20 protein-coding genes are annotated in these 21,190 nt (G+C 68.1%); 12 read left to right on the top strand and 8 right to left on the bottom strand.

Going from position 1 to position 21,190, the window contains the following annotated elements; all coding sequences use genetic code 11:
* Positions 1-77 precede the first annotated feature (77 nt).
* Both IG65_RS0131715 and IG65_RS0131710 read right to left on the bottom strand, forming a co-directional pair.
* Complete coding sequence (locus tag IG65_RS0131715) at positions 78-998, bottom strand: IS110 family transposase (RefSeq protein WP_051757270.1); 921 nt, start codon at positions 996-998, stop codon at positions 78-80.
* A gap of 561 nt (positions 999-1,559) precedes the next feature.
* Positions 1,560-2,156 (bottom strand): TetR/AcrR family transcriptional regulator, encoded by a 597-nt coding sequence (locus IG65_RS0131710; RefSeq protein WP_051757269.1) that lies wholly within the window; start codon positions 2,154-2,156, stop codon positions 1,560-1,562.
* 82 nt (positions 2,157-2,238) lie between these two features.
* On the opposite strand from IG65_RS0131710, the gene IG65_RS38750 reads away from it, so the two are divergent.
* The 4 genes from IG65_RS38750 to IG65_RS0131700 all read left to right on the top strand — a co-directional run bounded on the left by IG65_RS38750 (position 2,239) and on the right by IG65_RS0131700 (position 4,600).
* A complete protein-coding gene (locus IG65_RS38750; protein WP_197039993.1) occupies positions 2,239-2,463 on the top strand; it encodes a hypothetical protein in 225 nt (74 codons plus the stop codon).
* Positions 2,427-3,170, top strand: coding sequence for a zinc-binding dehydrogenase (locus tag IG65_RS35355; RefSeq protein WP_197039992.1), 744 nt, complete (start codon positions 2,427-2,429; stop codon positions 3,168-3,170). Before IG65_RS38750 ends, IG65_RS35355 begins: the two co-directional genes overlap by 37 nt.
* A 269-nt stretch (positions 3,171-3,439) precedes the next feature.
* Positions 3,440-3,730, top strand: coding sequence for a DUF4158 domain-containing protein (locus IG65_RS39950; protein ID WP_081879899.1), 291 nt, complete (start codon positions 3,440-3,442; stop codon positions 3,728-3,730).
* Positions 3,731-3,733: 3 nt separating this feature from the next.
* Positions 3,734-4,600 carry a hypothetical protein gene (locus IG65_RS0131700; RefSeq protein WP_030518632.1) on the top strand — a complete coding sequence of 289 codons (867 nt, stop codon included), beginning with the start codon at positions 3,734-3,736 and terminating at the stop codon, positions 4,598-4,600.
* Between the two features lie 301 nt (positions 4,601-4,901).
* Here the strand turns inward: IG65_RS0131700 and ychF are convergent, their stop codons facing one another.
* On the bottom strand, positions 4,902-5,996 hold the full coding sequence (gene ychF / locus IG65_RS0131695; RefSeq protein WP_030518631.1) for a redox-regulated ATPase YchF: 1,095 nt from the start codon (positions 5,994-5,996) through the stop codon (positions 4,902-4,904).
* A 188-nt stretch (positions 5,997-6,184) separates the two neighbouring features.
* Positions 6,185-6,427 carry a hypothetical protein gene (locus IG65_RS0131690; RefSeq protein WP_156055882.1) on the bottom strand — a complete coding sequence of 81 codons (243 nt, stop codon included), beginning with the start codon at positions 6,425-6,427 and terminating at the stop codon, positions 6,185-6,187.
* Between the two features lie 161 nt (positions 6,428-6,588).
* On the opposite strand from IG65_RS0131690, the gene IG65_RS0131685 reads away from it, so the two are divergent.
* Positions 6,589-7,026, top strand: a complete 438-nt coding sequence (locus IG65_RS0131685; protein ID WP_030518629.1) for a heme-binding protein — start codon at positions 6,589-6,591, stop codon at positions 7,024-7,026.
* A 100-nt stretch (positions 7,027-7,126) separates the two neighbouring features.
* Here the strand turns inward: IG65_RS0131685 and IG65_RS0131680 are convergent, their stop codons facing one another.
* Entirely contained in the window at positions 7,127-7,540 is a 414-nt protein-coding gene (locus tag IG65_RS0131680) for a heme-binding protein (RefSeq protein ID WP_231509563.1), read from the bottom strand.
* Positions 7,541-7,650: 110 nt separating this feature from the next.
* Between IG65_RS0131680 and IG65_RS0131675 the strand changes: the two genes are divergently transcribed.
* Positions 7,651-8,112, top strand: coding sequence for a MarR family winged helix-turn-helix transcriptional regulator (locus IG65_RS0131675; protein ID WP_030518627.1), 462 nt, complete (start codon positions 7,651-7,653; stop codon positions 8,110-8,112).
* Here the strand turns inward: IG65_RS0131675 and IG65_RS0131670 are convergent.
* Complete coding sequence (locus IG65_RS0131670) at positions 8,085-8,699, bottom strand: TIGR03086 family metal-binding protein (protein ID WP_030518626.1); 615 nt, start codon at positions 8,697-8,699, stop codon at positions 8,085-8,087. The two genes, IG65_RS0131675 and IG65_RS0131670, sit on opposite strands and share 28 nt — an antisense overlap.
* 100 nt (positions 8,700-8,799) lie before the next feature.
* Between IG65_RS0131670 and IG65_RS0131665 the strand changes: the two genes are divergently transcribed.
* Complete coding sequence (locus tag IG65_RS0131665) at positions 8,800-9,753, top strand: YafY family protein (protein WP_030518625.1); 954 nt, start codon at positions 8,800-8,802, stop codon at positions 9,751-9,753.
* Positions 9,754-9,811: 58 nt separating this feature from the next.
* Here the strand turns inward: IG65_RS0131665 and IG65_RS0131660 are convergent, their stop codons facing one another.
* Positions 9,812-10,831: a hypothetical protein gene (locus IG65_RS0131660; RefSeq protein WP_156055881.1), complete on the bottom strand. Its 1,020-nt coding sequence runs from the start codon at positions 10,829-10,831 to the stop codon at positions 9,812-9,814.
* A 260-nt stretch (positions 10,832-11,091) separates the two neighbouring features.
* Between IG65_RS0131660 and IG65_RS0131655 the strand changes: the two genes are divergently transcribed.
* The 5 genes from IG65_RS0131655 to IG65_RS0131635 all read left to right on the top strand — a co-directional run bounded on the left by IG65_RS0131655 (position 11,092) and on the right by IG65_RS0131635 (position 17,801).
* Positions 11,092-13,386, top strand: a complete 2,295-nt coding sequence (locus tag IG65_RS0131655; protein ID WP_030518623.1) for a carbon starvation CstA family protein — start codon at positions 11,092-11,094, stop codon at positions 13,384-13,386.
* A 38-nt stretch (positions 13,387-13,424) separates the two neighbouring features.
* Positions 13,425-13,676 carry a YbdD/YjiX family protein gene (locus tag IG65_RS39455; protein ID WP_369801628.1) on the top strand — a complete coding sequence of 84 codons (252 nt, stop codon included), beginning with the start codon at positions 13,425-13,427 and terminating at the stop codon, positions 13,674-13,676.
* Between the two features lie 373 nt (positions 13,677-14,049).
* Positions 14,050-15,690: an AlkA N-terminal domain-containing protein gene (locus tag IG65_RS0131645; protein ID WP_081879897.1), complete on the top strand. Its 1,641-nt coding sequence runs from the start codon at positions 14,050-14,052 to the stop codon at positions 15,688-15,690.
* Positions 15,687-16,214, top strand: coding sequence for a methylated-DNA--[protein]-cysteine S-methyltransferase (locus tag IG65_RS0131640; protein ID WP_030518620.1), 528 nt, complete (start codon positions 15,687-15,689; stop codon positions 16,212-16,214). The genes IG65_RS0131645 and IG65_RS0131640 overlap by 4 nt, the downstream gene beginning before the upstream one ends.
* Positions 16,215-16,298: 84 nt before the next feature.
* Entirely contained in the window at positions 16,299-17,801 is a 1,503-nt protein-coding gene (locus tag IG65_RS0131635; protein WP_030518619.1) for a carboxylesterase/lipase family protein, read from the top strand.
* Here IG65_RS0131635 and IG65_RS0131630 read toward each other — a convergent pair whose 3' ends face one another.
* Positions 17,802-21,188: an AAA family ATPase gene (locus IG65_RS0131630; protein ID WP_030518618.1), complete on the bottom strand. Its 3,387-nt coding sequence runs from the start codon at positions 21,186-21,188 to the stop codon at positions 17,802-17,804. It lies immediately after the preceding gene.
* Positions 21,189-21,190: the final 2 nt, after the last annotated feature.

The following is a 21,190-nucleotide window of genomic DNA, read 5'->3' as shown; positions in this document are numbered from 1 at the left end:
CGCTTACGTCCTGCCATGTCTTTCAGTGTCCCTTCCAGCCCTTCCAGGGCCAACAAGGACTCTAAAACCAAGCGGCCCTATTCACCGGGGACAGGCCAGACCCGGCCGGCAGTCGGGTAGCGCAGTTGAACGACTGCCATGACGTGCAGAACACGGTTGGTCTTCCGGTTGCCGGCGCGGGATAGCCGATGCCGCTGTTGCTGGCCGGACGACGCGTCCAGGGGTGCGGTGCCGTTCCAGGACGCGAACCGGTCCCGCGTGGCGAACCGGTGGATGCCATCGATATCGGCGAGCAGCCGCGCGGCGCCGGACGGGCCGATCCCGTCCAAGTCCATCAGGGTCGACCCGCGCTCCAGCACGAGCTGCTTGAGTTCCTTGTCGGCCGCTCTGGCTTTCCGATCGACGACCTCCAGATCATCGATCAACTCCAGCACCAGCCGCAGGCGAACTCTGGCTGCGGGATCGGCAGGGATGATGGAGTCGGCCAGGGCGCGCATCGCGGACAGGAATCGTTTCGCGCCACTGGGTATCAGCTCCACGAGCAGCCGGTGGATCCGGTTCAACAATTCGGTGCGGGTGCGGCCGAGTTTGTCACGCCGGTCGACCAGCAGACCCAATGCGATAAGTTCCGGATCTGCCTGCACTCGTCGCAGATTCGGTGACCGCAACGCTGCCAACGCGACCGAGTGGGCGTCGACCGGGTCGGTTTTGCGGCCGTTGCCGGTGGCGAACACTCGCACCTGCGCTGACAGTTTCGCCGGGACATCGATCACGCTCTCGCCGTCGTGGATCAGCCGGTGCGCCAGGTGCCGGCCGACACCGTTGCAGCCCTCGATCGCCCACACCCGATCCGGAAATTGTTGTGCCGCGGTGACCATCTCGCGGTAGCCAGCGGCGTCAGTGCCGTAGCGGCCGGTCGCCAAGATCGTCGCGGACTGGTTGATGATTTCGATGGTGGCCGAGCGTTTGTGCGGGTCCATCCCGATGATGACCGTCACCAGCGTCCTTCCTGGATATCCGAACGAACAGGTATCCGTGCAGGAAGGCACCGCTACTTCGAGCCAGGGCAGACCCCTTTCCAGCCACGCCCGCACGGTAACCCGGTGGGACGCAAGCCATTAGCGAGCCACACCAAACGATCGGCGGGCAGCCGCATAGGGAGCCTCCCACCGGGTACCTGGCCGGGACCAAACCCGGACACCAGTCTTAAGTAGCCGCATACCGCGCTGACCGAACCGGACATCGCACGGCGCCGGCGAAACGACCGAGCCCGCTATACGTTGAAGCGGAACTCGACCCTCTTGACGTCTAATATCTGCACGTCAAACGCCCTGCTCGAATCACCACTCGAGTTCCGGAGCCGAATAACCTCTGCTAGGGAACCAGCGATCCGACCACCGCCGGCAGTCCCCCACGCGACCATCCCATCAAGCTGGCTCTAACGCACTCGAGTGCGCGCTCATGCCGAGTTCCGGTCGTACGCGGGTTGGGGAGAAGGCTTGAATCATGCTGTGCACGACCCTAATCGAGCGCGGCAGCTGTTCGTTCGTGGGCCATGATCAACTGTGGCGGCCCGCTCTGGCCGTCGAGTCGTTCGGCGTGTTTGCGGTGAGGACAGCGAGTAGATCCGCGGCGCTGTCGGCCAGAAGCTGGGCGTGATCGGCATCCTCGTCTGCCATCCACCGCCGACCGGTCTGGCGGAGGATCGCCATGCCCGCGTCGGTGGCCAGCCGCGCGGTCCGAGGCTCGACACCGCGGCGCTCCAGGGCGGAGACCAGGGCCTGGGAGAGGGCGGCGAGTTTGATCAGTTCGCGTTCCAGCAGGGGCGGATTGGCGGCGATGACCGCGGATCGCTCCCGCAGGAACTCGCGGGGGCGGATCACCTCGGGCGCCTTGCCGAACGCGGCCAGCAGCATGGTCAGCGGGTCCGCGCCCTCGGGAGCCGCTTCGATGGCGGCGACGAAGCACTGCTCGAGCTCCTCGCCGCCGAAGAGCACCTCGCGCTTGTCGGGGAACCAGCGGTAGAAGGACCGTTCGGTGAGGCCCGCGCGCTTGGCGATCTGCGCGACCGTCGTACGGTCGTAACCCTGTTCGGCGAACAAGTCCAGTGCGGCTCGCTCCAGTCGTGCGCGCGTATTGCCTTCCCATCGTGCCATGCCCCCAGCATAGTGACAGCAGATGCTGTCGTCAGTTACAGTGAGTGATGACAGCATCTGCTGTCACTGATCAGGAGACCTCATGCGCACCCTTCGCTTCCATGAATACGGCTCACCCCTCGAGGTCGTGCGGCTCGACGAGGCCGAAATTCCCACCCCGGGTCCGGGCCAGATCCGGATCGCCGTCCAGGCCTGCGGGTTGAACCCCGCCGACTGGGCGCTGTGCGATGGCCTGTTCGCGGGCGCCCTCCCCGCGGCATCGGCCTCGAGGTGTCCGGCATCGTCGATGCGATCGGCTCCGGCGTGACCGGCGTCGAGGTCGGCGACCCGGTTCTCGGCCCGACACCGTTCCGGGGATCGACAGCCGGCGCATCCGACCACGCGGTCCTGGACCGCTGGTTCCCCCGCCCACCGGGCCTCGAACCGGTTGCCGCCGCCGCGCTGCCGATGGCGGTCGAGACGGCCCACCACGGCCTGACCGGTCTCGGCGTTCCCGAATCAGCCGACGGCATCACGGTGTTCGTGAATGGCGCGGGAACCACCGTCGGATATGCCGCGGTGCAGATGGCGTTAGGACGGGGAGCCCGCGTGATCGCCTCCGCAGGCAAGACCTACGCCGATGCGCTGCGCGCATTGGGCGCCCAGGTCACCGACTACGGCGAGGGCATGGCCCAGCGGGTCCTGGAGTTGGCCGGAGGCCGGATCGACCTCGCCTTGGATACAGCCCCGGTGAGCAACAGCCTGCCCGAGGTCGTCCGAACAGTCGCCAAACCAGCAGACGTGCTGACCATCAGCGACTTCGCCGCAGCCCACCAACTGGGCACACGAACCCAGTTCAGCGAGAACACAATCCACGACCCCGGCCAGGTGCTGGGCGACTACGCCCGGTTGGCGGCCGACGGCAAGTTCACGGTGCCGATCGCCCGCATCTTCCCCTTGGAGGACTGGCGCGCAGCCGCCGAACTGAGCCTGTCCGGCCGATCCGGCGGCAAACCGATCCTTCGTCTGGCATGACCACAAGGCCCGGATATTCGACGAACATGCGTTTTGGAATGCAAACGTCGAGAAAGCATGCGCCCCAGCACATTCTCGTGGCATATGAGTGGTCACCGTCGGCTGTGAGCCGACGGACATGCCGTTGATCGTGCTATCCAGACCCGCCGGCGGCCGGCGACCACCGAAATGACTGAGCCCCATCCGGATTCCGGACGGGCTCAGCTAGCTCGGGCCTCTCACCAACCCTGTTGCTACTACTTGCTCTTCGACGGTGACGCTACCCCAAGCTGATCGCGGCGCGCCGCCGCGACCGCAACCGCCTGGGCTTCGCCCTGCAATTGACGACCATGCCCTATCTCGGAATGTTCCTGCACGACCTTCTCGACGTCCTGGCGAAACTGGTTGACTACCTTGCCAAACAGCTCGATATCGTGGATCCGAGTGCGTGCGCGTCTACACCGACCGGGACAAGACCAAGCTCGAGCATGCGTAGGAGATCCAGCGCGAGTACGGGTTACGCCCGGACTTTGAGGTCGAGGCCGAGCTGGTGGCGTGGATCGGTGACCAGGCGTGGATGACCGGTGACGTGGCTGCTGCCTCAGGGTGTGACCACGCTGGAATGTCTTGTTGCCCAGGGCCGTCAGACCGCTGATCAGCGGCTGTGGGCGAAGCTGGCCGGGTCATTGACGCTGGTCGATACCCGGCTGCTGCTGGGCATGTTGGAGCCGAGGGCGTGGACTTCGGAGCGACCGGAGAGGCGAGGCCCGTACTCGCAGCCATGGGAACCTGGGAAACCGACCGGCGGCGAGAATGGGCAGATGACGGGAGTGGACGTGAACGTCGAGGAGATGCTGGACCGGCTCGGCGCGGTGATCGGGCCGCCGCCTGCGGACGGAGTGGTACCGGTCCCGTGGGAGCTCGGGCCCGAGACGCTCGGCTTCCAACTGCCTGCGGACTACCGGGCGTTCGCCGACCGGTACGGGACGATCAGCATCAGAGGCGAACTACACATCTACACCCCGTCAGCAGCCCCCGGGCCCAAGCCGGAGCAGCCGCTCGGCTTCGAGGGGTTCCTGTACAACACGACGGATCCCTACGGATACTGTGCCATGTTGGCCCAGGCATACCGCGACGAGGACTACGACGAGTGCCCGTATCCGCTGTTCCCGGCCGAGGGCGGGCTTTTGAAGTGGGGCAACAACTGGAACTCCGACCATTTCTTCTGGCTGATGCGGGGCCCGGACCCGGACCGGTGGCCGGTCGCCGCCAAGTTCGACTCGATGCGGGAGTGGGACCTGTTCGAGGGCGGCTTCCTGGAGTTCCTGCTGGTGGCGCTAACGGAACAGTACCCGTACCACGGGGACGTCGTTCCCGGCGGGACGAAGCAAGTCGGTGACGGCCGTGCCTATCGCCCCTGGGGTGACTGGTCGGAGCAGCTTTGGCAGTGAACCCGCGAACATGGTCAACCTCCTGTGTCGGGGCCGAGGTCCTGGCCGACTTTCCCGACCATCGGAAGACGAGAGCATCGAACGTGTCGATACGCCCACGCATGTGGAAGTGCCGGACGGATGGAACCTTGTCTTCCGACGGCGTGAATCGAATCGTTGATCACCGCGTACGTCCGCTACTGCCGCATACCGCGCTGATCGAACCGGCCGGCGGACGGTCCCAACGGAACGACAGAGCCCCCGCCCGGACATCGGACGGAGGCTCAGCAAAGTCTCTACCAGCAGCGATACACGCGCTGCCCTACTTCTTCGCAGACGCCAATCCGCTGCGGAACTCGACTACGTCGCCGTCGTGCATGACGTAGTCCTTACCTTCCATCCGCACCTTGCCGGCGGCCTTGGCGGCGGCCATGGAGCCGGCTTCGACCAGGTCGTCGAAGGCGACGATTTCGGCCTTGATGAAGCCGCGTTCGAAGTCGGTGTGGATGACACCGGCTGCCTTCGGGGCGGTGTCGCCCTGATGGATGGTCCAGGCGCGGGCCTCTTTCGGGCCGGCGGTGAGGTAGGTCTGGAGGCCGAGGGTGTGGAAGCCGGCTCGGGCCAGGGCGTGCAGGCCGGGTTCGGTTTGGCCGATGGATTCCAGCAGCTCGAGGGCGGACTCGGCGTCCAGTTCCAGGAGTTCGGCTTCGACCTTGGCGTCGAGGAAGACCGAATCCGCCGGGGAGACTGCGGCTTTCAGCTCGGCGACGCGCGCCTCGTCCGTCAGGACCGACTCGTCGGCGTTGAAGACGTAGAGGAAGGGCTTGGTGGTCAGCAGCGACAGTTCGCGCAGGAGGTCGGCGTCGAGCTTGTCGCGGACCGCGTACAGGGTCTTGCCCTCGTTGAGGAATTCCTGGGCCTGCTTGGCGGCGTCGGCTACCGGTTTGCGGTCCTTCTTGACCTTGGCTTCCTTGTCGAGGCGGACCACCGCCTTCTCCAGCGTCTGCAGGTCGGCGAGGATGAGCTCGGTTTCGATGACCTCGATATCGCTGAGCGGGTCGACCTTGCCGTCGACATGGACCACGTCGTCGTCGGCGAAGACGCGGACCACCTGGCAGATGGCGTCGGCTTCGCGGATGTTGGCGAGGAACTTGTTGCCCAGGCCCGCTCCTTCGGAGGCGCCCTTCACGATCCCGGCGATGTCGACGAACGACACGGTCGCGGGGACGATGCGCTCGGAGCCGAAGATCTCGGCGAGCTTGTCCAGCCTCGGGTCGGGCAGCGGCACCACGCCGACGTTCGGCTCGATGGTGGCGAACGGGTAGTTCGCCGCGAGCACGTCGTTGCGGGTCAGCGCGTTGAACAGCGTCGACTTTCCGACGTTGGGCAGGCCGACGATACCGAGGGTGAGACTCACGAGTGCAAGAGTCTACGCGGCGCACGTTCAGCAACCGAATCTGCCCAGGTCGCGACCACTGGATGGAGCGCCCCGGCCCGGCGACCGCACCGACCTGATCGAGCATCTCGTGGACGGCGGAGTGCGACCAGCACGCCGTAGCTGTCCGCTATCCGGACGTGTTCTGTCACCCGCGCGCGACCGGCTACTCAGAAAGTGGCGGGCAGCGCGAGCGTGCTCTCGATCGCCGCATCCAGAATCGCGAGAGTGTCACGGCGGCGTGCGAGCGGATTGCGATAGGAGCGGCACCCCTCGGCGCCGCGCGTGCGGAGGTGGAGGCTCTCGGCGATGATCGGCTGCCAACGCGGGTCGAACGACCGCAGCGCATAGCGGCCTGCTCCGCATTTGGAGGTCATCGGTTCGGTCGCGAGAACATGGTGAGGGCGACTCACTCCGAGCACTGCCCTCGGCCGCAGGAACGAATCGGAAGACTCACTCACCGGAGCGCGCGCTCGCTCCGCTATGCGGCTGAACAAACATACACTGCCGCAATGGATTCGACGATCCACACCGCAGCCCGCACACTGCGGCCACACCGGGCTAAGGTCGTTTCATGGCGCAGATCCCTCGACTTCCCGGATTGGGCTTGGCCGATGCCGATTGGCTGGTGACGGCCGCGCTGGCGGTGGCCTCCGAACATCGATTTCCGCCGCTGGCGGTGGCGGTTACCGATGTGAGCGGTGCGGTGATCGCGCTGCGCCGAGCGGACGGCGGGATGCCGATGACGAGTCGCCTCGCGGTGGCCAAGGCGCGCACCGCACTACTGACACTGCATCCGTCGGGACAGCTGCCCCTGCCGGGTGAGATCGTCGACAGCATTCAGCATCTCTACGACGGTGATTACATTCCGTTCGCGGGCGGGGTGCTCGTCACCGAGAACGGGGTGATTCTGGGGGCCGCCGGGGCTTCGGGTGCTCATGCGACACAGGACGAAGAGGCCGTGCAGGTCGCCGTGCAGCGCTGGCACGAATATCGTTCGCACACAGCCTGATCGAGACACTTGCACATGCTCTGGTAGCCAGGGACACAGAGGGATCCGACCATGCAACCGGCGCAGTTCCGCGCGTGGCACCACGCCCGCCGGCGGTCTGCTACACCGAGTCCGGCGTCGGCCGACCAGAAGCCAGCCCGAACTCGGCGCACTCATCGTCCTGTTCGGGCCGACCGCCGCTCACCGCGACCGCACCCACCACGACGCCGTCGCGACGGATCAGCCGAGAGCCCGCGCCCACCACGATCGGCGTCGGCGACAGCTGATCGATTCGATCGAACAGAGCCGGCCACGCCGCCTGGAGTTGCTGCAGTTCACCGCCGTCGCGATGAAACAGGGCGACCCCGGCCGCCTTCGCGGGAGCGATTCGGGCCGACAGCGGTGGCGCACCGTCCATCCGGTCCAGCACTCGCACGTGTCCACCCTCGTCCACGACGGCCACGGTCACTCGTGCACCCAATTCCCCAGCGCGAGAGCGTATCCGAGTGCTGATGGCGTGCGCTTCATCCAGCATGAGCAACATCTTCTCCACCTTCCGATAATCGTTGGCCGCACCAACGGTTCACGCAGCCGACGCTACCCGACATTCGTTGGATCGTCCAACGAATCCACTAGACTTCACGCATGGACGACACACCCGCGCGCCTGCGCGGCAAACCGAGCTGGCTGGTCAGCAAGACCGCCGCACTCGCCCAGCGGCGCATCGGAGAAGCCGTGTCGGCGGTCGGCGCCCGCGGCTACCATTTCGCGATTCTGGCCACACTCGACGAGTTCGGGCCCGCCAGTCAAGTGGCGATCGGCCAGCGCTGCCGGATCGACCGCAGCGATATGCACGCCATGCTCGCCGAGCTCGAGGAGCAGAAATACGTTGCGCGAGAGCCGGATCCGGACGACCGCCGCCGCAACCTCATCACCCTCACCGCGGCCGGCGAGCGGCGACTGCACGAACTGGATGCCACGTTGACTGCCGCCCAGGACGAGATATTCGGCGAGCTGACGAAAGCGGAGCGCGAACACCTGGTCAAGCTGCTGACCCGCGTGCTGGACAACCGGCAGACTCAGACGCGCGGATCGCGGCCGAGGTAGCGCAGCAGTGTGTCGACGGCGGTATCGCCGGGCTCGGCATCCAGCACGGCCGCGTACGCGCCCCATTGGCGCAGCGGTTCGATCAGATCGGTTGCGGCAGTGAGGAGATGAGTGGCCAGGGTGTCGGTCAGCGGAGACGGCCGGCCGGTGGCGACCGCGATGTCCCAGGCGTGGACGGCGGCATCCAGGGCCGCCATGACGGCGGCGACGGGGGTCGGGAGGGCGCCGTGCGGAAGCGGGGTGGGAACGGTTTCGGCGTCGTCGGTGACGGTGGCCCAGGCGGCGGCGGTCTGGTCGATGGCGGCCGAGACCAGCTGTGCGCCGGTGCCGTCGAGCGAGCCGGAGGGGGCGAAGGGGTCGTAGGCGGGGCCGGTGCCCATCCCGAGCGCGGCGGCGAAGGCGAGCTGATCACCGGCGGCGTGCTGCACGACCTGGGTGACGGTCCACTGCGAGCAGGGAGTCGGCAGGTCCCACTGGGCGGCGCCGATTCCCGCTACCGCGTCGGCGAGGGCACGGTAGGAATCGGCGACGACGTCACGCCAGACCGGGGCGAGAGCGGCGGCGGGGGACACGGAGGTGCTGTTCATCGGAGGGCCTTTCGTTCTTCATTTTCGGCGTTGAACTCAGGTTATGCGCCAATTAGGCTTGTTTTCTTCCTAATAATTCGCTGACGGAAAGTGCCTCGATGTGACCTCCACCACAACTCGTGTGCTGCGGCTGCTGTCGCTGTTGCAGGACCGCACCTATACCGGTCGGGAGCTGGCGCAGCGGCTCGATGTCAGCGACCGGACTCTGCGTCAGGACATCGCACGGCTGCGGGAACTGGGGTATCCGGTCCATGCCGAGCGCGGTGCGGTCGGCGGCTATCGGATCGGTCAGGGCAAGACCATGCCGCCGCTGCTGCTCGACGACGACGAGGCGGTCGCGGTCGCGGTGGCGATCGGCCTCGCCGAGGACGGCTCCACGGGGATCGCGGATATCGACGAGAACGTGGCGCGGGCGCTCGCCAAGCTGGAGCGAATTCTGCCGGTTCGGTTGCAACGCAAGGTGACAGCGTTGCGCACGGCCACCGAGATCGGTCCCGCGACGACCGGCTCACGCGAACCCGATGCGCCCGTGCCGGCGCAGACTCTGGCCACCATCGCGTCGGCGATACGCGGTACCCGGGTCCTGAACGTCGACGGCGGACGCCTCGAGCCGTATCGGCTGATCAATTGGCAACGCCGGTGGTATCTCGTCGCTTACGACCTCGAAAACCATTGCTGGCGCGCCCTTCCCGTGGCCTCCGTCGACGACGTCGTGACCGGCTCCCACCACTTCGCGGCCCGCGCGCTGCCCGACGACGATCTGGTGGCCTTCGTACTGCGGGAAATCGCCAGGGCCGGTTGGCGAGTCCACGCCCGGGTCACGGTGCTGGCGCCCGCCGAGACCGTGATCGCGCGCATCAACCCGGCCGTCGGTGTGGTGGAACCCGTCGACGCGCAATCGTGTGTGTTGTACACCGGTGCGGACACTTTGGAGACCATTGCGATCTACCTGAGCATGTTGATGATGGACTTCCGCGTCGACGAACCGCCGGAACTCGTGGACCACATCCGGACACTGGGCCGTCGTTATTCGTCGGCTGTCCCGCCCGAATAGCGCTTCCGATGGCCCAGGAAAGGGCCCGAGGACAGCGCTGTGAGGTGCCGATACGGCACTAACAGCGTTCGTACAGACGAACGAAGGGCTCCGCCTCGGCCGAAACTTTTCGGCCGGGATCCGGGCAACCGCCTACCAGGACCTCGAAGCCGAAGCCTTGGTGCCCGCGGAGGGTGTACTCGACCACGGCACCGGACCGAGCGAGGCGGGGAAGGTGCTGACCGGCCAACTGTGCAGCCTGCTCCGCACTGAACACCTCGCCCGCCCGCGGAAGAATCGCGACGCCCAATGTGCGGCCACCCACACCGGGCGGGTCGTACATACGGATGTCGGCGAAGTACGGGAAGGGCTGATCGGTAACCAACCACTCCCACAACTCGAGTTCACTGTCGGACGGGAAGCGGGTACGGCGGCTCGTGCTCGAGTCGGGTCCCAGACTCGAGCCCACGATCGAGAGATCGTGGTAACCGGAGGCCACCGTCCAGTCGCGGGCCGCCAGTTCGGGAAACTCGCCGGCGATCTTTCGCATCGCCGCGGTGGCGCTCGAGAGTTCGGTACCAGAACTCGTGGCCACGATGACCTTCTCGGCCGGGCCTTCGACGTTGGCTGCGAATGTTCCGCCGTCACTCCAATGGATCTCGGCTCCAGGCCGGCTCGCCGACACTCGGGCCCAGGTGTTTGCTGCTTCGGCTTTCCTGGTGGTGTCGCCGCCGAAACGCCAGGACGCGAAATACGAGTCCGTCATCCGGACCATCTTCAGCACCGTCGAGTCCCCTCGGTACTGCGGCGGTAGCTGCTGGGTGGCCATCACGCGCACCACGGCCTCTGCCTGCGGAGCCGTTGCGTCGTCTTTCAACCGAACATCGAGGCCGGAGCTGTAGTCACCGTACCGGTGGTACTGGAACGTGTGCGATGCGTCGGCCACCCCCGGCAACGCCTGTATCGCGGATTCGATCACCCGCGACCAGCTATCACGCTCGGCTTGGTCAGGCCCCTGCATCGGCCTCGAACACCCGATCACCGAAGCCGCTGCGATCAGCATGATGATCGCCGACAACACCGAACGCGCAGTCCTCACCCACCTATACAACCGCAGACCGGATCCGAAGCTACGGATCGCACCCGCACCCGGCCCGAACGACACGCGGCCACCTGCGGTTTCGCCTCGGACGCCGGGATCCGGTCCGATGAACAGTTTCTGAACGGGGTGCGGATCCCACGGTGGGCTCGCCCGATTCGGCGGGATTCCGCTACCTTGAGTCAGTTCCACCTGATGTCCGGCCGGGCGGGGAAACTCGTCGCCGATCGGACCTACACCAGCACGGGAGAGTAGCTCGCATGGCGACCATCGAATACCTCCGAACCGAGCCGGACCTGCCTCCCGTCGGGATCGTCGACCGCCGGCCGATCACGCCCGCCAAGAAGGCGATCTTCGCGGCCATCGCCGTCTTCGGTGCGGTCGCCTGGGCGATTCTCGCCGTCGCTCGTGGCGAGAACGTCAACGCGGTATGGATCGTCATCGCGGCGGTGTGCACCTACATCATCGCCTACCGGTTCTACGCCCGGCTGATCGAATGGAAGATCACCACACCGCGCGACGACACCGCCACTCCGGCAGAGGAACTTGAGAACGGCACCGACTACATGCCGATGGACCGGCGGGTCCTGTTCGGTCACCATTTCGCCGCCATCGCCGGCGCCGGGCCGCTGGTCGGGCCGGTCCTCGCGGCGCAGATGGGGTATCTGCCGGGCACGCTGTGGATCGTGATCGGCGTCGTGCTCGCCGGTGCAGTCCAGGACTATCTGGTGCTGTGGGCATCGGTGAAGCGCCGCGGCCGCAGCCTCGGGCAGATGGCCCGCGACGAACTCGGTGTGGTGGGCGGTATCGCGGCGCTGATCGCGGTGCTGGTGATCATGGTGATTCTGCTGGCCGTGCTGGGCATCGTGGTGGTCAACGCGCTCGCCGCGACCAAGGGGGCCGACGGGCAGCTGCACGGCGGCAGCCCGTGGGGTGTGTTCTCGATTTCGATGACGATTCCGATCGCGCTGCTGATGGGCCTGTACCTGCGCTATGTGCGGCCGGGCAAGGTCGGCGAGATCTCCGTCGTCGGCTTCGTGCTGTTGCTGCTGGCCATCGTCTCCGGTCGTTGGGTGTCGGAATCCGGCTGGGGCCGTGACCTGTTCACCCTCTCGGGTACCACCATCGCGTGGATGCTGATCATCTACGGCTTCATCGCCTCGGTGCTGCCGGTGTGGCTGCTGCTGGCCCCGCGCGACTATCTGTCGACGTTCATGAAGGTCGGCACGATCGTGCTGCTGGCGCTGGGCGTGGTGATCACCATGCCGGTGCTGCACGCGCCCGCGGTCTCCCAATTCGCCGGCAACTCCAAGGGTCCGGCGTTCGCCGGCAGCCTGTTCCCGTTCCTGTTCATCACCATCGCCTGCGGTGCGCTCTCCGGATTCCACGCGCTGGTCTCCTCCGGCACCACGCCGAAACTGCTCGAAAAGCAGTCGCAGGCACGGATGATCGGCTACGGCGGCATGCTGATGGAGTCGTTCGTCGCGGTGATGGCGATCATCGCGGCCAGCATTCTCGACCAGCATCTGTACTTCGCGATGAACACCGGCGGCCTCACCAGCGCCCAGGCCGCCGCCGACAAGGTGAACGCTCTCGGGCTCGGCGGCACACCGATCACCGCGAACGAGTTGAACCAGGCCGCTCACGACGTGGGTGAGCAGGCGATCTACTCGCGCACCGGCGGCGCGCCCACCCTGGCCGTCGGTATGGCCGAGGTGATGCACAACTTCATCGGCGGCGCCGCGATGAAGTCGTTCTGGTATCACTTCGCGATCATGTTCGAGGCGCTGTTCATCCTGACCACCATCGATGCGGGCACTCGCGTCGCGCGCTTCATGCTCTCGGACACGCTCGGCAATCTCGGCGGCCCGGCGCGCAAATTCAAGGATCCGTCCTGGCGGCCCGGAGCCTGGCTGTGCACGTTCGTCGTGGTCGCGGCCTGGGGTTCGGTGCTGCTGATGGGCGTGACCGATCCGCTCGGCGGCATCTACACGCTGTATCCGCTGTTCGGCATCGCCAATCAGCTGCTGGCCGCGGTCGCGCTGACGGTGGTGCTGGTGATCGTGATGAAGAAGCGGCTGTGGAAGTGGGCCTGGATTCCGGCGCTGCCGCTGATCTGGGATCTCATCGTCACCATGACGGCCTCGTGGCAGAAGATCTTCTCCGGCGACAAGAACATCGGCTACTGGACCCAGCACCGCATCTACAGCGACGCTCGTGACGCCGGGAAGGTGCTGGCGCCGGCCAAGAGCATGGCCGATATGGACAAGGTCGTGCGCAACACGTTCATCCAGGGCTCACTGTCGATCATTTTCGCGGTGCTGGTGCTGATCGTGGCGGCGGTCGGTGTGATCGTCTGTGTGCAGGCGGTGCGCCGCGGCGGTGGGGCCACCACCGAGACTCCGGAGGTACCGTCGAAGATCTTCGGGCCGTCGGGTTTCGTGACGACGAAGGCCGAGAAGGAGGTGCAGCGCGAATGGGCGGAGTACGAGCGTTCGGGCGCGGCGAAGGTCCCGGGCGCGGCGGCCGCGGCGATGCCGGAACCGGCTTCTTAGCAAGCGAATTCGAGGATCTCGGCACGGCGGAAGGAGCCGTGCCGAGTCCGCCCGCCGCCACGGATGCGGCGAAGGCGCACCGACGGACCGGCGCTGTGCTGTGGGCTCCGCTGCGCGCGGTCCGGGCGGGAGCCCGCTATATGAACGCGGTGCTCGGCGGGCAGGACTACCCGCGATATGTGGAACATCTGCGGCGTCGGCATCCCGACCGGCCGATTCCGACCGAGAGTGAATACTGGCGCGAACGGCACGCGGCGGCCGATCGCAACCCCGGGACCCGGTGCTGCTGAGCTCGCCCCGCCGCTGATCGGCGGCGAGCGGTCGACCGGGCAACCGGAAGCGGTTCCAGGCATCCGGCTCGCCTCGGTCGCCGCACCCACCCCTCCAGCGAGCGGTCGGTTCCGGTGCGATTCGCCCGTCCACACGCGGCCCCGGCGGCCGAAACGTTCGCGTGTGATCTGCGACCAACCGTTCACACCTCCCCCGCCCGCTCCGGCCGACCCGAAACCCTTGCGACGCTGCGGAATAGGCCCTTTACGGCGGTTATACCCAGCTGCTCTTACCCAGCGCACCGTTGATAGCCGACAGCTATGTTGCTGAAACGTTGACCATCCGGGGTAGTTGTCTGATTCCCGCTAGCGCAAGCGGCCTCGGGCTGACAAGGTGGACTGCGTGAGTGTGAACGGTCTGGACTTCGAGCGCTGTTATCGAGCGGTGGCCACCCGCGATGCCCGTTTCGACGGGCAATTCGTCACGGCGGTGCGCACCACCGGAATCTACTGTCGGCCATCGTGTCCTGCTATCACTCCGAAGCGTACGAATGTCACGTTCCTCCCCACCGCGGCCGCCGCGCAGCAGAACGGATTCCGCGCCTGCCGCCGGTGCCTGCCCGATGCCGCGCCCGGCTCACCCCTGTGGAACACCCGCGCCGATCTGGCCGCGCGGGCGATGCGACTGATCGCCGACGGTGTGATCGAACGCAGCGGCGTTCCCGGCCTGGCCGACAAGCTCGGCTATTCGCAGCGGCAACTGACCCGGGTACTCACCGCCGAACTCGGCGCCGGTCCGCTCGCCCTGGCTCGCGCCCATCGCGCTCACACCGCCCGGCTGCTCATCCAGACCACGCGAATGCCCATGTCCGACATCGCCTTCGCGGCCGGCTTCGCCAGCATCCGGCAGTTCAACGACACCGTGCGCGAGGTGTTCGTGGTGAGTCCGACCGTGCTGCGCGAGGAGGCGCGGCGGCTGCGCGGCGACGCACTGCCCGCCACCAACGGCGCCCTCACCCTGCGCCTGCCCTATCGCGAACCGCTCGACGCGAGCTGGCTCGAATGGTTCCTCTCCGCGCATGCGGTCCCCGGGCTCGAGAGCTGGGAGGACGGCGTCTACACGCGCAGCCTGCGTACTCCGCACGGGCATGCCACGGTGCGCGCGAGCATCCACCCCGGCCATGTGCGGGCCAGCCTGGCGCTGCACGATATGCGCGATCTGGCGCCGACCGTCGCGCGGATCCGGCACCTGCTCGACCTGGACGCCGATCCGGTCGGGATCGATGCCGCTCTCACCGAGGGCTTCGGGCCCGGGGCGCCGGCCATCGGCGCGGGCATCCGCGTACCGGGCTGCCTGGACGGCTCGGAGTTGTTGCTGCGCACCATGATCGGACAGCAGATCTCGGTGTCGGCGGCGACCACGCACACCGCCCGCCTGGTCGACGCGCTGGGTGAGAACGTCAACGGCCCGATGCCGCGCCTGTTCCCCACCGCCGAAGCCATCGCGGAACGGGGCGCCGACGTACTGACCGGACCCGCCCGGCGGACCGCCTCGATCGTGGGCGCCGCCCGTGCCCTCGCCTCCGGTGACCTGCGTCTGCATGCCGGCCGGACCGCCGCCGACGTCCGCCGCGATCTGCTCGCCCTCGAAGGGGTCGGCCCGTGGACCGCCGACTACGTGACCATGCGCCTGCTCGCCGACCCCGACATCCTGCTGCACACCGATCTCGTCGTCCGGCAGGGCGCGGCCCAGTACGGCATCGATCTCACCGATACGTCGCGATGGGCGCCGTGGCGGTCGTATCTGTCGATGCATCTGTGGAAGCGCGCGCTCTCCGAACGCACCGCGGTGGCCGGCGCCGCAACCGCGCGAGCTGCCCTCGCACGCAACGGTGGATACCCCGCCGGCCGCGACGACGCCACCCGGCCCGCACCCGCGCGCAGCACGCTCGACCGTCGTGGCGACGCCGCGCGCACCGGAGTCGCGGCCGCCGAGGCCGGCCGTCGCGCGGCCTATCTGGGCGCCCGGCGATGAGCACCGCCGATTACGCGACCGTCCCGACCCCGATCGGGCCGTTCACGGTCATCGCCGATGCCGACGGCGCGGTCCTGGCCTCCGGCTGGACCGCCGACGCGGAAGGTCTGCGCGGTCTCGTCCATCCGCGGCTGCGGCCGGACGCGTTGCGCCGCTACGACGCGCTGGACGAGCTCACCGACACCGTCGAGCGGTATCACCAGGGCGAGCTGGATGCCGTCGACGGAGTGGCGGTCCGGCAGGTGTCCGGTCCGTTCCTCGAACACGCGTGGTCGGTCCTGCGAGCGGTGCCGGCCGGCGCGCCGATCACCTACACCGCCTTCGCCGTTCGGTCCGGCCGCCCGGAGGCCATCCGCGCCGCCGCCAACGCCTGCGCGCGCAATGCCGCCGCCCTCTTCGTTCCGTGCCACCGGATTCTCCGCACGGACGGCTCGCTCGGCGGCTTCCGCTGGGGGCTCGGCTGTAAGCGCTGGCTGCTCGCCCACGAGCGCGCGGCGGAGGACAGCGCCCACCTCGGCCGCTGAACGCTCTCCCCGGATCCCCCGCGCCGAACTCGTGTCGAACCCTCGCTTCGGCGGGCAGAATGCGGAACGACGAAGGAGTTCTGCATGGAAGCGATCGTGTCGGTCACAGGTGGCAAGGTCCGGGGCAACACCGAGAACGCGGTGAGCACATTCCTCGGTATTCCCTATGCGGCCGCGCCCGTCGGTCCGGCCCGGTTCGACCTGCCGCGGCCGGTTCCGGAGTGGGACGGCGTGCGCGATGCGCTGACCTACGGGGCGACCTGTGTGCAGTCGCAGTACCCCGCGCCGATCCACGCCCTGATCGGCAGCGACGGGCTGCCCGGAGACGAGTACCTGAACCTGAACGTGTGGACGCCCGAGGTCGGCGGCTCCGGTCTGCCGGTCATGGTCTGGATTCACGGCGGTGCCTTCACTCGCGGCTCCAACGCCCGGACCATGTACGACGGAAGTACGTTCGCCCGCGACGGGGTCGTGGTGGTGTCGATCAACTATCGGCTCGGGATCTCCGGCTTCGCCGCCGTGCCCGGCGCACCGCTCAACCGCGGGCTGCACGATCAGATCTTCGCGCTGCGCTGGGTGCGCGACAATATCGCGGCGTTCGGCGGGGATCCGGACAATGTGACCGTCTTCGGTGAATCGGCGGGCGGGATGAGCGTGGTCGATCTGCTGACCGCGGCTCCGGCGCGCGACCTGTTCCGTCGCGCGATCGTGCAGAGCGGCAACGGATCCGCGGTCGCCGAGGCCGAGGACGCGGTCAAGGTCGCCGAAAACCTCGCTCGCACACTGGGAATCGAGCCGACGGCGGCGGCCTTCGGCGAACTCGGACCGGATCGACTGCGAACCGCACAGGACGCGGTGGCGCTGGAGTTGATCACCAATCCCGATCCGAATCGGTGGGGCCGCACGATCATCGACCACGGTCTCGGGCTTCTGAGTTTCTTCCCGGTGATAGACGGTGAACTCATCGAGAACCGGCCGATCGATGTGCTGGAGCGCTCCACCGCCCACGCGGTGCCGTTGCTCATCGGCTGGACGGCCGAGGAATTCCGGTTCTTCACCTTTCCGACCGGCATCGCGGCCACGCTTACCGACGAGACGCTGGGGCCGGTCCTGTCCCGCTACGGCGTCGACCCCGCCGTGGTGCAGGTGTATGCCGAGCATCGGCCGCAGGCCACAGCCGCCGACCTGTTCGCGGCCGTGATCACCGACGTGGTCTTCCGCGACGATTCGATGCGCATCGCGGCGGCCAACGCCGCCGCCGGTGCACCGACGCACGTGTACGAATTCGGCTGGCGCAGTGGGGTTCCCGATCTCGGTGCCTGTCACGTGCTGGAGATCCCGTTCGTCTTCGACAAACTCTCCGAGGCGCATCCGCTGACCGGACCGAACACACCGCAACCACTGGCCGACGACGTCCACCGGGCCTGGGTGGATTTCGCGACGCACGGCGACCCGGGGTGGGCACCGTTCGGAACGGACCGGCAGGTGCGGATGTTCGACTTTCCGAGCTCGGCCACCGTGCCCGACCCGCACGCCGCGGAACTGCTGGCGCTGCGCGAATCGGGGAGCAGATTGCGCCGCGGGTGATCAGGCGACGATCGTACGCAGCCGCGAGCCGGTCGGTTCCCGGATGACGTGGAGCCGGCTGGGGATACGCTGTCGCATCTCGTCGACGTGGCTGACCACGCCGACAACTCGTCCACCCGAACGCAATTCGTCCAGTACACCCATCACGGCGTCGAGGGTGTCGGCGTCGAGGCTGCCGAAGCCCTCGTCGATGAACAGGGTGTCCAGTACCAGGCCGCCGGATTCCGCCGCGACCACATCGGCGAGGCCGAGCGCCAGTGACAGCGAGGCCATGAAGGTTTCACCACCGGACAGGGTTTTCGCGGGACGGACCGCGCCGGTGTAGTCGTCGCGGATGTCCAGGCCGAGACCGCCACGGCGCCCGCGCGGGCCGGCCGCATCGGAATGGACGAATTCGTATCGGCCACCGGACATCCGTCGCAGGCGTGCCGAACCGGCGATCGCGACCTCTTCCAGTCGCGCGGCGAGCACATAGGAGCGCAGGGACATACGGCGGTTGTTGGCGCCGCGGCCCGCGACCACGTCGGCGAGACCCTCGAGTTCGGTGTGCGCCTGCTGCAGGGGGGCGATGCGGTCGGCCGCGGCCCACAGCTGACTGCCGAGTTCCTCGAGTTGGGCTACGCGGCGGGTGCTCTCGGCGTGCGCGGCGACCGCAGCGTCCAGCGCGCGGCGGGCCTCGGCCACGGCCGCCTCGACCTCGGTGAGGTCCACGGCGTCGGCATCGGCCGCGGCTCGGACCTCGGGTTCGGCCAGAACCGCTTCGGCGTGGGCGCGACGGCGGTCGGCGGCGACGAGCTCGGCCTCCATCTCCTTGCGCTGCTGCGGTGTACGGGTCGCGGCCGCAACGACTTTCGCGTAGGCCGCGAGCACGGCGTGGTCGGGCGCGCCGGACGCGGGACGCTCGGGTTCCGGAGCTGCCGGCAGGTCGGCGGCGCGGGCGGTCTGTTCGACGCGGCGGGCGAGATCGGCGAACTGGTCGTCGGCGACGGCGGCGTCGGTGCGGGCGGTGAGCAGATCCGTGGCGTCGGCGATGAGCGCGTCCAGCCGGGCACGGCGACGCTCGACCGTGCCGTCGGCGCCGGCCGCCACCCGGACTCGATCCGTCAGTTCGGCCAGCCGGCGGTCGGCGGCCAGGATGCGTTCCTGCACTGCGCTGGACCGGCTTTCGAGTTCTCGGAGGCGGCTGTGCAGTTCGCTTTCGGCGGTGCGCAGCCGCTCCACCTCGGCGCTGCGATCGGCGGCGGCGCTGGCCTTCTGCTGTGCGGAGCGGAACTGCTCGGTCGCCGCGTTCACGGCGGCGGCCAATACCGCGGGGTCGCCGTTGCCGCCGCGCTCCCCGAGCAGTTCGATCCGGCGTTCCAGTTCCGTGCGACGGGTGAGGGCGCGGTCGCGTCGTTGTTCGGCGTCGCGTTCGGCCTGCACCGCCGCGTCCTCGTCGGATTTCGCGACGGTGACGGCGGTGGGCCGGGCGGGAGCCGGATGGTCGGCGGAACCGCACACGTTGCACGGCTGCCCTTCGACGAGCGCACCCGCCAGCTCCGCCGCCATTCCGGCCAGGCGACGTTCGCGAAGATCGAGGGTGCGCTCGCGCGCATCGGTATGGTCCGCCCGGGCCCGCTCGAATTCCTCGGTCGCTGTGGTTAATTCCTTCCGTGTGCCCACGAGCTCGACCGCCGCCTGCGCCGCGGCGCGTGTTCGCTCGCATTCGCGTTCCAGCCCCGGCAGCGCCGCCTTGGCATCCGCTGCCTCCCGCAGCGCCACCTCGGCCGATCGAATGGCCTGCGGCAACTGCTCCCTGCGCTGCGACAGCTGTTCCAGCTCGCGCGATACGGTGGCGTATTCCGTTCGCAGCCCGGCCAATTCGGCGGTCACGCGGACGGCCGACTCGGCGTCCGCGCGAACCTCTTCCAGGGAGCCGATATGCGCGGACCACCGTTGTACCGCGGCGTCGAGACCGCGCGGGGTTGCGGAGTTCATATCCGCCGGACGCGGGCTGTCTTCCGCTTGGCGCGGGTTCGCGCTCCCACCCATTGCACCGGCGACCTTCTGCCCGCCCGACCGGCCCGGCTGGTTCTGCGCACCCGCATCGGACCGGTTACCGCGCGACTCCGGCGCCGACGCGGGCCGGACGAGGTCGATGGAGAACAACTCCCATTCGATCGGTACGTCCACCGCACCGGGCTCCTCCGGCGAGGGTGCCGTGGCCACCACACCGTCGTCGGCGGCGGCGCGACCGGTGTCCGGAATGGCCGAGAGTTCCTCGGCCATATCGGTATCCGTCAATTCGACGGCAGCGAGATCGGTTGCGGCCCAAGTCGTTCCCGGAATCTCCGCGGATTCGGGTTCGAGCAGGCGGACGGCCAAGCGTTCGGCCAGGTCGCGGGCTTCGTCGGTGCGGCGGCGCAGGGTGACCGCGGCCGTGCGGGCGTCGGCGAGTGCAGCCGCCACCGGTTCGACGCGGCGGGCGCGGTCCAGATCGGCCTGGACGCGATCGCGGTCGGGCGCGCCGGCGGCGTAGTCGTCGAGTTGGCGGCGGGCGATCGCGGCGCGTTCGCGACGCTCCTGGACCCGGCGGTGTTCCTCGGCAGCGGTGTGCCGCTGGGCCGAATCCTCTTGGCAGCGAGCCAAATCCGTCGCGGAGCGTTCGGCCTCGGCGCGAGCCTGCGCGAGGAGCTGCTGTGACCATTCCACGGCCTCGAGCGGCCCGACGGCTTCGGTGGCGCCCAGGCCGGCAGTGATCGCGACCTGAGCGATCAGGCGGTCGACGCTCTGGCGGTGATTGTCCAGTTGCGCGGCGCTCTCGCGTCGCCGCTGCGCCAGCCATTGCTCGGCCGTGCCGAAGCGTTCGGTGTCGAACAGCCGCTCGAGCAGCTTCTCGCGATCTTCGTTGTCCGAGCGCAGGAACCGCGCGAAATCGCCTTGCGGAAGCAGCACGACCTGGAAGAACTGATCGGCGCTCATCCCCAGCAGCCGGCTCACCTCGTCGCCGATATCGGGGATGCGGGACAGATGTTGCCCGCGCCCGTCGAGCCACTCCAGTGTCGCCGCGGCCTGTTCGGTCCGCATTCCGGTGCCGCGCTTCTTCGGCCGCTCGAACTCCGGCGACCTGGTCAAGCGCAACCGGCGGCCGCCGAGCGTCGCCTCCAGCACCACCCGGGGCGCGGTCTGCGGATCGGCGTGGTCGGAATGCAGGCGTTTGCTCTCGCCGCGGGCCCCCGGCACTCGGCCGTAGAGCGCGAAGGCGATCGCGTCGAGCACCGTCGTCTTCCCGGCGCCGGTATGACCGTGCAGCAGGAACAGCCCGTCGGCGCCGAGCTCGTCGAAGTCGACCCGCGCCGTCTCGGCGAACGGCCCGAAAGCCGTGAGCTCCAGCCGATGCAGCCTCATAC

It is taken from the genome of Nocardia sp. NRRL WC-3656, from assembly GCF_000720265.1.
In the GTDB taxonomy this organism is placed as follows: domain Bacteria; phylum Actinomycetota; class Actinomycetes; order Mycobacteriales; family Mycobacteriaceae; genus Nocardia; species Nocardia nova.
The sequence above is the reverse complement of the archived record's forward strand: the minus strand, read 5'-3'. Positions and strand labels throughout refer to the sequence as shown.

What these genes read in the sequence shown, in the direction of transcription:
- IG65_RS0131670 (WP_030518626.1), bottom strand. Translation starts at nt 8,699, where the DNA reads ATGAACAGCACCTCCGTGTCCCCCGCCGCCGCTCTCGCCCCGGTCTGG.
- IG65_RS0131635 (WP_030518619.1), top strand. Translation starts at nt 16,299, where the DNA reads ATGGAAGCGATCGTGTCGGTCACAGGTGGCAAGGTCCGGGGCAACACC.
- IG65_RS0131630 (WP_030518618.1), bottom strand. Translation starts at nt 21,188, where the DNA reads ATGAGGCTGCATCGGCTGGAGCTCACGGCTTTCGGGCCGTTCGCCGAG.
- IG65_RS0131685 (WP_030518629.1), top strand. Translation starts at nt 6,589, where the DNA reads ATGGCGCAGATCCCTCGACTTCCCGGATTGGGCTTGGCCGATGCCGAT.
- IG65_RS0131640 (WP_030518620.1), top strand. Translation starts at nt 15,687, where the DNA reads ATGAGCACCGCCGATTACGCGACCGTCCCGACCCCGATCGGGCCGTTC.
- IG65_RS0131680 (WP_231509563.1), bottom strand. Translation starts at nt 7,540, where the DNA reads ATGCTGGATGAAGCGCACGCCATCAGCACTCGGATACGCTCTCGCGCT.
- IG65_RS0131710 (WP_051757269.1), bottom strand. Translation starts at nt 2,156, where the DNA reads ATGGCACGATGGGAAGGCAATACGCGCGCACGACTGGAGCGAGCCGCA.
- IG65_RS0131655 (WP_030518623.1), top strand. Translation starts at nt 11,092, where the DNA reads ATGGCGACCATCGAATACCTCCGAACCGAGCCGGACCTGCCTCCCGTC.
- IG65_RS38750 (WP_197039993.1), top strand. Translation starts at nt 2,239, where the DNA reads ATGCGCACCCTTCGCTTCCATGAATACGGCTCACCCCTCGAGGTCGTG.
- IG65_RS0131675 (WP_030518627.1), top strand. Translation starts at nt 7,651, where the DNA reads ATGGACGACACACCCGCGCGCCTGCGCGGCAAACCGAGCTGGCTGGTC.